Origin of the sequence: Leifsonia sp. 71-9 (genome assembly GCF_001898805.1) — a bacterium.
In the GTDB taxonomy this organism is placed as follows: Bacteria; Actinomycetota; Actinomycetes; order Actinomycetales; family Microbacteriaceae; genus Leifsonia.
In genome coordinates, this window is sequence record NZ_MKVJ01000018.1 from 46543 (window position 1) to 60618 (window position 14076).

General features: G+C 72.1%; 15 protein-coding genes. 11 read left to right on the plus strand and 4 right to left on the minus strand.

Annotation, left to right across the window (positions count from 1 at the left end):
• The 3 genes from BGO91_RS13080 (at position 1) to rbfA (ending at position 3703) form a co-directional block, all read left to right on the plus strand.
• Entirely contained in the window at positions 1-276 is a 276-nt protein-coding gene (locus BGO91_RS13080; protein WP_081703873.1) for a YlxR family protein, read from the plus strand.
• Positions 277-356: 80 nt separating this feature from the next.
• Positions 357-3167 carry a translation initiation factor IF-2 gene (infB, locus tag BGO91_RS13085; RefSeq protein ID WP_290473190.1) on the plus strand — a complete coding sequence of 937 codons (2811 nt, stop codon included), beginning with the start codon at positions 357-359 and terminating at the stop codon, positions 3165-3167.
• Between the two features lie 80 nt (positions 3168-3247).
• Positions 3248-3703 carry a 30S ribosome-binding factor RbfA gene (rbfA, locus tag BGO91_RS13090; protein ID WP_290473191.1) on the plus strand — a complete coding sequence of 152 codons (456 nt, stop codon included), beginning with the start codon at positions 3248-3250 and terminating at the stop codon, positions 3701-3703.
• A gap of 65 nt (positions 3704-3768) precedes the next feature.
• On the opposite strand, the gene BGO91_RS13095 is transcribed toward rbfA, so the two are convergent.
• Both BGO91_RS13095 and BGO91_RS13100 read right to left on the minus strand, forming a co-directional pair.
• The gene (locus tag BGO91_RS13095; RefSeq protein WP_290473192.1) at positions 3769-4632 is read right to left on the minus strand and encodes an A/G-specific adenine glycosylase; all 864 of its coding nucleotides are present in this window, start codon (positions 4630-4632) and stop codon (positions 3769-3771) included.
• Entirely contained in the window at positions 4629-5186 is a 558-nt protein-coding gene (locus BGO91_RS13100) for an ABATE domain-containing protein (RefSeq protein WP_290473193.1), read from the minus strand. Before BGO91_RS13100 ends, BGO91_RS13095 begins: the two co-directional genes overlap by 4 nt.
• A 52-nt stretch (positions 5187-5238) precedes the next feature.
• Between BGO91_RS13100 and BGO91_RS13105 the strand changes: the two genes are divergently transcribed.
• Complete coding sequence (locus BGO91_RS13105; protein WP_290473194.1) at positions 5239-6228, plus strand: DMT family transporter; 990 nt, start codon at positions 5239-5241, stop codon at positions 6226-6228.
• A 9-nt stretch (positions 6229-6237) separates the two neighbouring features.
• Positions 6238-6816: a hypothetical protein gene (locus tag BGO91_RS13110; RefSeq protein WP_290473195.1), complete on the plus strand. Its 579-nt coding sequence runs from the start codon at positions 6238-6240 to the stop codon at positions 6814-6816.
• Between the two features lie 3 nt (positions 6817-6819).
• On the opposite strand, the gene BGO91_RS13115 is transcribed toward BGO91_RS13110, so the two are convergent.
• Both BGO91_RS13115 and BGO91_RS13120 read right to left on the minus strand, forming a co-directional pair.
• Complete coding sequence (locus BGO91_RS13115) at positions 6820-7827, minus strand: ketopantoate reductase family protein (RefSeq protein WP_290473196.1); 1008 nt, start codon at positions 7825-7827, stop codon at positions 6820-6822.
• Positions 7828-7894: 67 nt separating this feature from the next.
• Positions 7895-9394: a DHA2 family efflux MFS transporter permease subunit gene (locus BGO91_RS13120; RefSeq protein ID WP_290473197.1), complete on the minus strand. Its 1500-nt coding sequence runs from the start codon at positions 9392-9394 to the stop codon at positions 7895-7897.
• Between the two features lie 94 nt (positions 9395-9488).
• Between BGO91_RS13120 and BGO91_RS13125 the strand changes: the two genes are divergently transcribed.
• From BGO91_RS13125 to BGO91_RS13150, 6 genes are read left to right on the plus strand one after another with little or no spacing between them, the layout of a single operon-like run.
• Positions 9489-10121, plus strand: a complete 633-nt coding sequence (locus BGO91_RS13125) for a TetR/AcrR family transcriptional regulator (protein ID WP_290473198.1) — start codon at positions 9489-9491, stop codon at positions 10119-10121.
• On the plus strand, positions 10118-11026 hold the full coding sequence (gene truB, locus BGO91_RS13130) for a tRNA pseudouridine(55) synthase TruB (protein ID WP_290473199.1): 909 nt from the start codon (positions 10118-10120) through the stop codon (positions 11024-11026). The genes BGO91_RS13125 and truB overlap by 4 nt, the downstream gene beginning before the upstream one ends.
• Entirely contained in the window at positions 11023-11391 is a 369-nt protein-coding gene (locus tag BGO91_RS13135) for a hypothetical protein (RefSeq protein ID WP_021763419.1), read from the plus strand. Before truB ends, BGO91_RS13135 begins: the two co-directional genes overlap by 4 nt.
• 49 nt (positions 11392-11440) lie before the next feature.
• The gene (locus tag BGO91_RS13140; protein ID WP_290473200.1) at positions 11441-11914 is read left to right on the plus strand and encodes a hypothetical protein; all 474 of its coding nucleotides are present in this window, start codon (positions 11441-11443) and stop codon (positions 11912-11914) included.
• On the plus strand, positions 11911-12852 hold the full coding sequence (locus BGO91_RS13145; protein WP_290473201.1) for a bifunctional riboflavin kinase/FAD synthetase: 942 nt from the start codon (positions 11911-11913) through the stop codon (positions 12850-12852). Before BGO91_RS13140 ends, BGO91_RS13145 begins: the two co-directional genes overlap by 4 nt.
• The gene (locus BGO91_RS13150; protein ID WP_290473202.1) at positions 12849-14069 is read left to right on the plus strand and encodes a CynX/NimT family MFS transporter; all 1221 of its coding nucleotides are present in this window, start codon (positions 12849-12851) and stop codon (positions 14067-14069) included. Before BGO91_RS13145 ends, BGO91_RS13150 begins: the two co-directional genes overlap by 4 nt.
• Positions 14070-14076: the final 7 nt, after the last annotated feature.

Here is a 14076-nt window from a genome sequence, read left to right on the forward strand (position 1 = left end):
ATGGAAGCTGTCAGAACGTGCGTCGGATGCCGTTCTCGCGCTCCCCGATCCTCTCTTCTGAGGGTCGTCGCCCGGAATTCGGAACTCGTGGTGGATCACTCCGCCACGCTCCCCGGGCGAGGCGCGTGGCTGCATCCGGTCGACGAGTGTCTCGACATCGCCCTCAAGCGGCGGGCCTTCGGGCGTGCGCTGAGGGTGGAGGGAGCACTCGACCCGACGGCCATCCGGGCCGCACTGAGAGAACAGGCTGAAGAACCAGTGACTTCACATGAGTGACAACCGATGAGCGGCTCGAAATGAGTCCCGTCCGCTACTAACGCCTGCCCTGTCCGGGGTGGGCCCCAGACAGGAGAATTGTGGCTGCAAAACCACGCGTACACGAGGTCGCGAGCGAGCTCGGCGTCGACAGCAAGGTCGCGCTCGCGAAGCTCAAGGAGATGGGCGAGTTCGTCAAGGGACCGTCCTCCAGCATCGAGCCCCCGGTCGCACGCAAGCTGCGTGCCGCCCTCGAGGCCGAAGGCTTCACCCCCGACAAGGCGGCCGCGGCCGCCCCCAAGGCGCCGGCTCCCGGCCCGCGTCCGGCTGCTCCGGGCCCCCGCCCGCAGGCCGCCGAGGCCGAGGCAGACTCCGGCGCGCCCAAGCCGCAGGCGCCGATGTCCGTCGCCGAGCGTCAGGCCGCTGCCGAGAAGGCCGCGGCTGAGAAGGCCGCTGCCGAGAAGGCTGCGGCTCAGACCACCGCGGAGGCCGCGCCCCAGGCCGGCACCCCGGCCGACGGTCCGTCCGACGCGGCGAAGCCGTCCTCGGCTCCCCGCCCCGGCGGCAGCGCCGGCGCCAACAGCAGCATCCCGCGCCCCGGTGCCCCGCGCCCGGGCAACAACCCCTACTCGTCCAACCAGGGCATGGGCCAGCGCCCGAGCACCCCGCGTCCGGGCAACAACCCGTTCTCGAGCTCGCAGGGCATGGGCCAGCGCCCGACCCCGAGCAACATCCCGCGTCCGGCTCCGCCGCGTCCGGGCTCGCCGCGCATCGGCGCGCCGGGTCAGGGCGGCGGCCAGGGTCGTCCCGGCGGCAACCGCCAAGGCGGCGGCGCTCGTCCCGGCTTCCAGCAGCGTCCAGGCGGCGCCGGTGGCGGCGCGGGCTTCCAGCGCCCCGGCGGCGCACCGGGCACGGCCGGAGGCTTCTCCGGTCCCCGTCCGGGCGGTGGCGGCGGTCGCGGTCGTGGACCGGGCGGCGGCACGGCCGGCGCGTTCGGTCGCGGTGGCGGCAAGAGCAAGGCTCGCAAGTCGAAGCGCGCGAAGCGTCAGGAATTCGAGATGCGGGAGGCCCCGTCGCTGGGCGGCGTGTCCGTTCCCCGCGGCGACGGCGGCACGGTCGTCCGACTGCGTCGCGGCTCCTCGATCTCCGACTTCGCCGACAAGATCGACGCGAACCCCGCGTCGCTGGTCACCGTCCTCTTCCACCTGGGCGAGATGGCGACCGCGACCGAGTCGCTCGACGAGGCCACCTTCCAGATCCTCGGTGAGGAGCTGGGCTACAAGATCCAGGTCGTCTCCCCGGAGGACGAGGACAAGGAGCTCCTCGAGGGCTTCGACATCGACCTCGACGCCGAGCTGGAGAACGAGTCCGACGAGGACCTCGAGATCCGCCCGCCGGTGGTCACCGTCATGGGTCACGTCGACCACGGTAAGACGCGACTGCTCGACGCCATCCGCAGCGCGAACGTCGTGGAGGGCGAGGCCGGCGGCATCACCCAGCACATCGGTGCGTACCAGGTGTGGACCGAGCACGAGAACATCGAGCGCGCGATCACCTTCATCGACACCCCGGGTCACGAGGCGTTCACCGCCATGCGTGCCCGTGGTGCGCAGGTGACCGACATCGCGATCCTCGTGGTCGCGGCCGACGACGGCATCATGCCGCAGACGGTGGAGGCGCTCAACCACGCCCAGGCGGCCGGTGTGCCGATCGTGGTCGCGGTCAACAAGATCGACAAGCCGGAGGCCAACCCGGCCAAGGTGCGCCAGCAGCTGACCGAGTTCGGTCTGGTCGCCGAGGAGTACGGCGGCGACGTCATGTTCGTCGACGTCTCCGCGCGGAACAACATCGGCATCCAGGACCTCCTGGACGCGGTGCTGCTCACCGCCGACGCCGGGCTCGACCTGCGTGCGAACCCGAACAAGGACGCCCGCGGTGTCGCGATCGAGGCCAAGCTCGACAAGGGCCGCGGTGCGGTCGCGACCGTGCTCATCCAGTCCGGAACGCTGCGCGTCGGCGACGCGATCGTCGCCGGCACCGCCTACGGCCGTGTGCGTGCCATGGCGGACGAGAACGGCGAGCCGGTCTTCGAGGCCGCCCCGTCGCGTCCGGTCCAGGTGCAGGGTCTCTCCAGCGTCCCGCGCGCCGGTGACACCTTCCTCGTCACCGAGGAGGACCGCACCGCGCGTCAGATCGCCGAGAAGCGCGAGGCCGCCGAGCGCAACGCGCAGCTGGCGAAGGCCCGCAAGCGCATCTCGCTCGAGGACTTCACCCGTGCTCTGGAAGAGGGCAAGGTCGAGGCGCTCAACCTCATCATCAAGGGCGACGTGTCCGGTGCCGTGGAGGCGCTGGAGGAGTCGCTCATGAAGATCGAGGTCGACGACTCGGTGTCGCTGCGCATCCTGCACCGCGGCGTCGGTGCGATCACCGAGTCGGACATCGACCTGGCGACCATCGACAACGCGATCGTGATCGGCTTCAACGTCCGCCCGGACGTCAAGGCCCGCGAGCGCGCTGCCCGCGAGGGCGTCGACGTGCGCTTCTACTCGGTCATCTACAACGCGATCGAGGACATCGAGAACTCGCTCAAGGGCATGCTCAAGCCCGAGTTCGAAGAGGTCCAGTCCGGTGTGGCCGAGATCCGCGAGGTGTTCCGCTCCTCCAAGTTCGGCAACATCGCCGGTGTCATCGTCCGGTCCGGAACGATCACGCGCAACGCCAAGGCGCGCGTCATCCGCGACGGCGTCGTGGTGGGGGACAACCTCGCCATCGAGTCGCTGCGCCGGTTCAAGGACGACGTCACCGAGGTGCGTACGGACTTCGAAGCCGGTATCGGCCTCGGCAAGTACAACGACATCCAGATCGGCGACGAGATCGAGACGACCGAGCTTCGCGAGAAGCCCCGCGTCTAGATCGATGCTCAGAAGGCCCGGCGGTTCATCCGCCGGGCCTTCCGGCTTCGCCACCACTGCGGAACGAAGGAGAAGCACTCATGGCCGACCCGGCACGCGCGAGGAAGCTCGCCGACAGAATCAAGGTCATCATCGCCAAGCGGCTCGACCGCGGTCTGCGCGATCCCCGTCTCGGTTTCGTGACGATCACGGACGTCCAGGTGACGGGTGACCTGCAGCACGCGACCGTGTTCTACACGGTCTACGGCACAGACGAGGAGCGCGAGGGCACGGCGGCGGCGCTCAAGGCCGCGACCGGCCTGCTCCGCACCGAGGTCGGCAAGAACATCACCGCCCGGCTCACGCCGACGCTGGAGTTCCAGCTCGACGCCATCCCGGAGAACGCCGCCCACATCGAGGACCTGCTCCGCGAGGCGCGCGAGCGCGACACCGCGGTGGCGGGGCTGGCCGCCGGCGCCGTCTACGCCGGCGACGAGGACCCGTACGTCAAGCCGCGCGACCTCGACGACGATGACGAGGCCGACGAAGAGGAGTGACCCCGTCGAGGTTCACGTCGTGGCGCTCATTCCGGCCGGTTTGACCGCCACGACGTGAATCTCGGCTAGGGCAAGGTGTACCCGCCCTGCGCCTCCACGGCCAGGCCGTCGGCGAGCAGCCCCGCCAGCGCGCGGTCCCGCTGGGCCGCGTCTGCCCAGACACCGTCGAGTTCGGCGGCCGTCACCGGGATGTGCGACGCACGCAGCTCGGCCAGGATGAGGCCGCGGACCTGACGGTCGCTGCCCTCGTACTTCTTCTGCACCGCTTTGCGCGGTCCGTCGTATGCCGGGTACCCGGCCGCCCGCCAGGAGCAGGTCGTGGCGAGAGGGCATTCGTCGCAGCGCGGGGTGCGGGCGACGCAGACGATCGCGCCGAGCTCCATCATGCCCGCGTTGAAGGCGGCCGCGGCCGGTCGATCGTCCGGGAGCAGAGCCTCCATCGCCGCGAGGTCGCGTCGCGCGCTCGGCGGCCCCGGCTCGCCCTGCCCGTCGACGGCACGCGCGATCACGCGCCGGATGTTGGTGTCGACGACGGGGTGCCGCTCGCCGTACGCGAAGACCGCGACGGCGCGGGCGGTGTAGTCGCCGATGCCGGGGAGCGCGAGCAGTTCGGTCACGTCGTCGGGCACCACGCCGCAGTGCCGCTCCGTGATCGCGACGGCCGCGGCGTGCAGCCAGAGGGCGCGGCGCGGGTAGCCCAGGGACTTCCAGGCGCGCACCGCCTCCCCGGAGGGCACGGCGGCGAGGGCGGCTGGCGTCGGCCAGCGCTCCAGCCACTCCTCCAGGCGCGGGATGACGCGGGTCACCGGCGTCTGCTGCAGCATGAACTCGCTCACCAGCGTTCCCCACGCGGTGAATCCGTCGCGGCGCCAGGGCAGGTCGCGGCGGTTGGCGTGGTACCAGTCGACGACGTCGGTCGCGAGGCTCACGCGCGCTTGGTCCGCTCGCGGTAGGCGCGCACACGGAGGCGGGTGGAGCAGGTGTCGCAGCACGCCTTGCGGACGTGGCTGGCGTCGAGGTAGATCTTGCGGCAGCCCGGGTCGCTGCACTGGCCGAAGTCCTGCGGGTGGTGGCCGAGGTCGGTGGTGGCGGACGCGACGATCCGGGCGAGAGCCGCCCGCGTGTCCGCCGGGTTGCGGGGCCGGAGCGCGTCGCTGCCGGCGAGCTCGAAGGCGGAGCCCGGAGCCCCGACGCCGCCGAGGACGCGCACCGCCTGCTCGGCGTCGGGGGAGCCCGGGGGCAGCGGGAGGCCGAGGGCGCCGGTCGCGAGGGTGCGGAGAGCCTCCCGGGTCGCCTGTGCGAGGGCGAGGTCGTCGTCGCCGGGAGGGGCGGTCGGAGCGAGCCCGACCGCGGCGAACCACTCCGCGAGGCGTTCCGGCGACGTGAGCCGGTCGAGCGGGTCCTCGGTGTACGGGTACCGCAGCGTCCCGAGCAGATCGGTCCACGCGGCGCCCGTGTTGAACACGAAGTCGAGTTCGGCCATGGCCCCAGTGTAACGGGTTGACACGTTACTCGGCACGTGAGAGCGTAACGCTGTGAACCGTTACCTGCCCGCCGACCGGTCCGTCGATCGCCACACGCTGTGGACGCGCGTCCTGCCGTTCCTCTTCCTGCCGATCTACGGCTCCGGCTACATCGCCGGAGCGCTCGGACTGCACGCGATGCGGCCGTTCGCGATGACCTTCTGGCGGTTCGCCATCGCCGGCGTCGTGGTGCTCGCGGTCGTCGCCATCCGGCGCCCCGCCTGGCCGCGCGGCTGGCGGCAGTGGTGGCCGATCCTGGTCGTGGGGCTGCTCATCCAGGTCGTCCAGTTCGGCGGAAACTACACGGCGATGGGGCTCGGGATGCCCGCCGGGCTCACCTCCCTGATCGCGGGCAGCTCCTCGCTCATGATCGCGATCGGGGCGGTGCCGGTGCTGCACGAGAAGCTCAGCGGGTGGCGGCTGGCGGGCGTGATCGTCGGGTTCGTCGGCGTGGCCGTCGCCCTCGCGGACCATCTGGGGGTGCCGAGCGGCCCGGTCGGCGTCTTCGCGGCGTTCAGCGCCGCCGTCGGGTACGCGGGCGGCTCGCTCCTGCAGCGCAAGCGTCTGCACGGCGTGGACAGCTGGGTGAGCGTCGGAATCCAGTTCCTCGTCGCGGCGCCCATCACCTTCGTGCTGGCCTCCTTCACCGGCGGCGTCGCGATCCCGCTCACCCCGGCCGCGCTGCTGCCCCTGGCGTGGATCGCGCTGGTGAACTCCGTGGTCGGCATGTGGCTGCTCGGGCAGATGCTGCGGCACCACACGGCGGCGACCCTGAGCGCCTGGAGCAACCTCATCCCTCCCTTCACCGCCGTGCTCGCGGTGCCGTTCCTCGGCCAGGCGCTGACGCCGGCGCTGGGCGTGGGGCTGGTGATCGCGCTCGTCGGCACGGCGCTGGTCGTGCTGCCGCCGCCGCGCTCGTGGCGGAGGAGCCGGAAGGCGCTCGCGGCGGTCTGCGACCCGCAGGGCGACCGGGAGCGTGACGAGGAGCCGCGCGCCGCCTAGGCTCAGGGCATGAGACTGCCTCCGACCCCGCGCGTGCTGCTCCTCCGGGAGGTGGCGGGGACGATCCGTGCCGCGTCGCCGCTCGGCCGGATCATCGTCGCGGTGGACGGCGGCGGCGGGACGGCGGCCTTCGCCGACGATCTGGCGGAGGTGTTCCGGGAGGCGGGCGCGGATGCGTTCCGCGCCTCGATCGGCGACTTCCACCGCCCCCGCGCGGCCCGGACCCGCTACGGCGCGGAGACGCCCGAGGACTACTACCGCTCGTCGTTCGACTACGTGACGCTGCGGCGCGTGCTGCTCGACCCGTTCCGGCTGGCCGGGAGCGCGGGGTTCCAGACCGCGGCGTTCGACGAGGAGCGCGACGTGCCGCTCGAGAGCCGCTGGGAGTCGGCCGGCCCGGACGCGGTGCTCGTGATCGACGGCGAGTTCCTGCTGCGGCCCGAGCTGCGCGGGGAGTGGAACGCGGCGGTGCTCCTGGTCAACGCGCCCGAGTGGGAGCTGTACGAGCGCGAGGCGAAGCCCGCCGAGGTCGCGGACGTCCTGGTCGACGACTCCGATCCGGCGCACCCGGTGCGCGTGGCCCGCTGAGCGTCAGCCCTGCAGGAGCGGGCGGAGGCGCGCCACGACCGTCCCGGGCACGATGAAGTCACCGCTGCCCTCGACCTCGTGCACGAGCGCCGTGAGCGCGGCGTTGACGGGCGCGCCGCGTCCGATGGCCGCCGCCTCGGCGACGACCGCCCCGTTGAGGTAGTCGATCTCGCTGCGCTGCCCGCGCCGGATGCTCTGCAGGGTGGATCCCGGATTGGGCGTCGCACCCATCCGGCGCTTCATCAGCAGGGGGACGAGCTGCGCGGCCCAGCGGGGTGCGGCGGCGACGAAGCGGAGGATGCGCTGATCGAGGCCCTGGATGCTGCCGTAGCGGATGCCGCGGTCGAAGCCGATGCGGGTGGCCTCCTGCATGCTCGCCGTGATGACGGCGCGCAGCCTCCGGTCGTCGAGCGTCTCCTGCGCGCTGAGGCCGGTGATCGCGGGCATCGCGTTGACCTGGTTGACGATGAGCTTGGTCCACTGGCAGCCCGTGAAGTTCTCGACCGCGAAGGCGGGCATCGCGGCGTCGAGGATGCGGGCCGCCTCCACCGCGGCCTCGGGCGCCGGTCCGTCGCCGGCGCCGAGGTAGGTGTTGGCGGTCGTCGTCACGGTGATATGGCCGGGGGAGAGGTAGCTGGAGGCGTAGAGCGCGAGCGCCCCGACGCACTCCGAGCCGGGCAGCAGCTCGGCCGCCTGGCGCAGGCCGGCCAGCCCGTTCTGCACCACGACGACGGTGATGCCGCGCAGGAGGTGCGCGTTCTCCTCGATGGCGACGCGGGCATCCTGCGCCTTCGTGCAGAGGAAGACCAGCTCGGGCGTGGTCTGCAGAGTCTCGGCCGCCTCCACGCGGGCGACGTGCTCGCCCCAGCCGCCGTCGAGGCGGAGCCCGTCCGCGCGGATGGCCGCCAGATGGTCGCCGCGGGCGGTCACTTCGACGAGATGACCGACACGGTCGAGCAGCGCCGCGACGGCGCCGCCGATCGCTCCTGCTCCGATGACGCCGATCCGCACGACGTCCAGCCTACGACGAGTGCGTCGGCCGGGCGGCGTGCGGATCGGCGATCGGCGATCGGAACGGTCAGGCGATCGGGATGGCGGTGGGCGCGTCGGCGTGCGGTGCGTCCGTGGCCGTCTCGACGGCTTCCCGGTCGGCGGCGGCCGCGGCAAGGCGAGCGGCGAGCCGGCGGCCCGGGAGGGCCAGGGCGATCACGGCGGCGAGGGCGAGCACGGCGGCCCCGACCCAGACGGCCGGGATGGCCGCGTCCACGTAGCCGGTCGGGGTCAGCGTGCCGCCCGCTCCCGTGAACACCGCGGTGAGGACCGCGACGCCGAGGGCGACGCCGATCTCCCGCAGGGTGGAGTTGGTGCCGGAGGCCTTCGCGTGATCGGCCGGGCGCATGTTGGCGAGGACGGCGGTCGAGCTCGGGGCGAAGACGAGCCCCATCCCGATGCCGGCCAGCAGGAACGGCGGCCAGATCTCGGAGTACGCGACGGTCGCCGAGAGCGTCAGGGCGATCCAGCCCATCGAGATGGTCAGCAGCACCAGGCCGACGACGATCGGCAGGCGGGTGCCCGTCCGGGAGGAGACGAGCCCGGTGAGCGGGGCGACGATCATCGGCGCGAGCGTCCACGGCATGGTCATCACGCCGGCCTCGAGAGGCGTGTGCCCCTGCACCACCTGGAGGAACTGGATGAGGATGAACACGGCCCCGAAGATCCCGAAGCTGAACGTCATGCCCACGAGGTTCGCCGCGGTGAAGCTGCGGTCGCGGAAGAGGCGCAGCGGGAGGAGCGGAGCCGGCGTGCGCGACTCCCAGAGCACGAACGCCGTGAGGAGCACGCCGCCGCCGATGAGGGAGATGAGCACCTCGGCGCTGTCCCAGCCCGCGTCGTTCCCGCGGACGATGCCGTAGACCAGCCCGAAGACGCCGGGGGCCGCGAGCAGCAGGCCGACGATGTCGGAGCGCACGCGGGCGCCGAAGCTGTTGGGCAGCGCGAGGAGCACGAGCGGCACGGCGATGACGCCGAGCGGAACGTTCAGCCAGAAGATCGCCTGCCAGTTCCAGCCCTCGACGACGGCGCCGCCGATCAGCGGGCCCAGGGCCACGCCGAGACCGGAGATGCCGCCCCAGATCCCGATGGCCGCCGGGCGCAGCCGCGCACTCACGCTGCCGGCGAGCAGGGTGAGGGAGAGGGGGAGGAGCGCTGCGGCTCCGGCGCCCTGCACGGCACGGGCCGTGATGAGCATCCACGGCTCGGTGGCGAGGGCCGCCGCCGCGCTGGAGAGGGTGAAGACGACGATGCCGCCGAGGAAGACGCTACGGCGGCCGAAGCGGTCGCCCAGGCCGACGGCCATCAGCATGAGGGTCGCGAAGCTGAGGGTGTAGGCGTTGACGACCCACTGGAGCTCCTCGATCGAGGCGCTGAGGTCGCGGGCGATCACGGGGAGCGCGCTGGTGACGACGAGGTTGTCGAGCGTCGCCATGAACATGGGCAGGGAGGCCGCCACGATGGCGAGCCACACCGGGATGCGTCGGCCCGCGATGGTGCGGGCCGGGGCGGAGTCTGTTGCGGTCATGAGCGGGCTTCCTGTTCGCGGATCGGGTGCCGGGTCGATGTTGTAATCGAATGATTACTCCGCACTTTAGTAATCGACTGATAACCTGTCAAGCGTGACGGACAAGATCAGCGAGCGGATCCCCTCGGCCGAGCGCCGGGAGCAGATCCTCGGCGCCGCGGGCCGCGTGTTCGGCGAACGCGGCTACTTCGGCGCGACCACCGACCAGATCGCCAAGGCGGCCGGCATCAGCCAGCCGTACGTGGTGCGGATGTTCGGCGGCAAGGAGAACCTCTTCGTCGAGGTGCTCGGCCGCGCGCTCGACACGCTGCTCGTCGCCTTCACCGAGACGATCGGGGAGTGGAACGCGCAGGGCCGGCCGACCGGGGCCCACGAGGGCGAGCGCAAAGAGATCAGCCGTCGCCTCGGGCTCACCTACGTCAACCTGATCGAGGACCGCGGCATCCTCCTCTCCCTCATGCAGGCGTTCGGGATGGGGCACGACCCCGTCATCGGCGGCAAGGCGCGCGCCGGCTTCATCGCGATCTACCGCATGCTCCGCGAGGACGCGGGGTTCGAGGCCGACGAGGCGCGCTCGTTCCTGGCCGAGGGGATGCTGCTGAACACCCTCCTGGGGCTGCGCCTGCCCGACGAGTACGGCGACGACCCGTGCGCCACCGAGCTGCTCGAGAGCACCTTCCGCACCAAGCTGCAGCTCGTGCTCGACACCACCGGGGCCGACGCGTGACCGGCAGCGGCCTGCTTCTGGTCGACAAGCCGGGCGGCATGACGAGCCACGACGTCGTCTCGCGAGTGCGGCGCCTCGCCGGGACCCGCAAGGTGGGCCACGCCGGGACGCTGGACCCGATGGCGACCGGGCTGCTGATCATCGGGGTGAACTCCTCGACGCGGCTCCTCACCTACATCGTGGGGGCCGACAAGGAGTACCTCGCCACCATCCGGCTCGGGTCGGCGACCACGACCGACGACGCGGAGGGCGACGAGACCGCCCGCGCAGACGCGGCAGCGCTGGCCGCGGTCGAGGGCGACGCGATCCGTGCCGGCATCGCCGAGCTCACGGGCGAGATCCAGCAGATCCCGAGCGCGGTCAGCGCCATCAAGGTGGACGGCAAGCGCGCCTACGCCCGTGTCCGCGCGGGGGAGGAGGTCGTGCTCGAGCCGCGCGCCGTCACCGTGAGCGAGTTCGAGCTCGTCGACGAGCGGCGCACGGCCGACGCTATCGACCTGGACGTGCGCGTCGTCTGCTCGTCCGGCACCTACATCCGCTCGCTCGCGCGCGACCTGGGCGCGGGGCTCGGGGTCGGCGGCCACCTGACCGCCCTCCGCCGCACCCGCGTCGGCGACTACGACGTGCGCGACGCCCACGACCTCGATACGCTCGACCCGGAGGCGGCGCTGCTGCCCGCGGTGGACGCGGCCACGGCGCTGTTCGAGCGCCTCGACCTCACCGAGCAGCAGGCGATCGACCTGACGCACGGCCGCCGCATCCACCTCGCCGACCGGGAAGGACCGGGCGGCGTCCCGGTCGCCGCCGTCGCGCCGACCGGCCACCTGGTGGGGCTCGTCGAGTTCCGCGGAAAGGAAGCACGGACCCTCGTGAATTTCCCGACGGACGAGATCGCCACGGCATGATCGAATGGTTCACCACGGTCCAGGTGATCGTCGCCTGCGCCGCCGGCCTCCTGTGCCTCGTGCTCGGCTTCGCCGGCCGCGTCCCGAACGACCTCACCATGGGCGCCGTCGCGCTGGTGGAGCTGCTGCTCATCGCCCAGCTGGTGGTCACGATCGTGTCGCCCGCGGTGGGCAACGAACCGAGCGGCAGCCTCCCCGAGTTCTACATCTACCTGATCTCGGCGCTCATCCTCCCTGCTGCAGGCGGCTTCTGGGCCCTCATCGAGCGCAACCGCTGGAGCACCGTCATCCTGGGCGGCGTGTGCCTCGCGATCGCCGTCATGGTGTACCGGATGGGGCAGATCTGGTTCGTGCAGGGCGCGTGAGCCCGCGCTCGCCGCGACGCCGCCGCCCACGCGAATAGAATCGTCTTCGATGTCTCCCCTCACCAAGTCCGCGAGCGAGCGCGTGCAGCGCCCGTCGAACCGGCGTATCTCCGGCATCGGCCGGGTGCTCGTCTTCGTCTACGGCGTGCTGGCGCTGGCCGCCACCGGCCGCAGCGTCTTCCAGATCATCGACCGCTTCGACGAGGCGCCCGTCGCCTTCACGCTCTCCGCGGTCGCCGCCGTCGTCTACATCGTCGCGACGATCGCCCTCGTCGCACCGGGCCGCGTCTGGTACCGGGTCGCGTGGATCACGATCACCTTCGAGCTGGTCGGCGTGCTGGTCATCGGCTCGCTCAGCCTGTTCGCCCCCGAGGCGCTCGGCCTGCACGACGTCGACCCGTTCGGCCGCGACGCGACCGTCTGGTCGGTCTACGGGATGGGGTACCTCTTCATCCCGCTCGCCCTGCCGATCCTGGGCCTGATCTGGCTGCGTGGCCACCGCCCGCGGACGGACGCCTCGTGAAGGTCTTCCGCTCCATCGACGAGGTGCCGGACGGCTTCGGTCCGAGCGCCGTCACCATCGGCAAGTTCGACGGCGTGCACTCCGGCCACCGCGCGGTCATCGGCCGGCTGCGGGAGGTCGCGGCCGACCGCGGACTGACCGCCGCCGTGATCACCTTCGACCGCAACCCGCTCGAGCTGATCGCTCCGGAGAAGTGCCCGGCCTCGCTGGTGAGCAACGGGCAGAAGCTCGACCTGCTCGCCGGCACGGGCATCGACGCGACGCTGATGGTCGCCTTCGACCGCGCCCTCGCCGACCTGGAGCCCGAGGAGTTCGTCCACCGCATCCTGGTGGAGCGGCTGCACGCGGCCGAGGTGCTCGTCGGCAGCGACTTCCGCTTCGGCCACCGCGGCGCGGGCGACGTGCGCCTGCTGCGCGAGCTGGGGGAGAAGTACGGCTTCGCCGTCGAGCTCATCGACGACGTGCGGCCCGAGCACGGCCGCCGGGTCTCCTCCACCTGGATCCGGGAGCTGCTCGCCGACGGCGACGTGGCGCACGCCGCCGAGCTGCTCGGCCACATACCGACCCTGCGTGGCGTCGTCGTGCACGGCGCGGCCCGCGGGCGCGAACTCGGCTACCCGACCGCCAACCTGTCGCCCGAGTCCGAGGGGCTGATCCCCGCGGACGGCGTCTACGCCGGCTGGCTGACGGACGGCGACGAGACCTATCCCGCCGCCATCTCCGTCGGCAACAACCCGACCTTCGAGGGCGTGCCGCACAAGCAGGTCGAGGCGTACGTGCTCGACCGCGAGCTCGACCTCTACGGCCACTGCGTTGAGGTGTCGTTCGTGCAGCGCATCCGCGGCATGGTCGCCTACCAGGGCGTCGAGCCGCTGATCGCCCAGATCGCCGACGACGTGGAGAAGGCGCGCGGCATCCTCTCGGCCGAGCCCGCGTGAGCGGCCCCGCGCCGTCGGGCGCGCGGCCGCTGTGGCACGGGCGCGCCATCGCGCTCGTCGGGATCCTGCTGGTCGCCGCGAACCTCCGCACGGCGGTCGCCGCGCTGTCGCCCATCTACGCCGAGATCCGCGCCGAGTTCCCGGTCAGCAGCCTGGGGGTCGGGCTGCTCGGGATGCTGCCGCCGATCTGCTTCGCCGTCTTCGGCCTGATCGCGCCGTCCTTCACCCGGCGGCTCAGCCTCGAGGCCGTCATGCTGAGCGCCCTCGGCGTCATGCTGGCCGGCCACCTGCTGCGCGCCTCGGCGCCGTCGTTCGTCGTGCTCGCCCTCGGCTCCGCGCTGACCTTCGCCGGGATGGGCGTCGGCAACGTGCTGCTGCCGCCGCTGGTCAAGCGCTACTTCCCCGACCGCATCGGCCTCGTCACGTCGCTCTACGCGACCGTGATGTCGGTGAGCACGCTGCTGCCGCCGCTGATCGCCGTGCCGGTCGCCGACGCCGCGGGCTGGCACATCTCGGTCGGGATGTGGGCCGCCGTCAGCCTGCTCGCGGTGCTGCCGTGGCTGCGCATCCTCGTCTCCCACCGCCCGGCGCATCCCGCGCACGACGTGGAGGTGGAGGGCGCCCCGCCCGCCATGGTCGGGAAGGTCTGGCACTCGCCGCTGGCCTGGGCGATGGCCGTCGTGTTCGCCGTCTCGAGCCTCAACGCCTATGCGATGTTCGCCTGGCTGCCGCAGATCCTGCACGACGTCGCGGGCACCCCGCCGGCGGAGGCGGGCGCCCTGCTCTCGGTGTACGCCGGAATGGGCATCCCCGCCGGCTTGCTGGTCCCGTTGCTGGCCGCGCGGTTGCGCAGCGTCGCCGGACTGATCTATCTGGCGGTCGCCTTCTTCGTGGCGGGATACCTCGGCCTGATCCTCGCGCCGGGCACGGCGACCTGGCTCTGGGTGACGTTCGCCGGGCTGGGACCGCTGCTGTTCCCGCTCGTGCTGGTGCTGATCAACATGCGCACCCGCACGCACGCCGGCTCGGTCGCGCTGAGCGGGTTCACGCAGGGACTCGGCTACACGCTGGGCGCCCTCGGACCGCTCGTCGTCGGCCTCCTGCACCAGACGACGGGCGCGTGGACCCTCCCGCTGATCGTCCTCACCGTGACGGCGCTCGCGGCCGCGGCAGCCGGAGCGGTCGTCGCGCGTCCGCGCGCCCTCGAAGACCGCTGACGCGCGC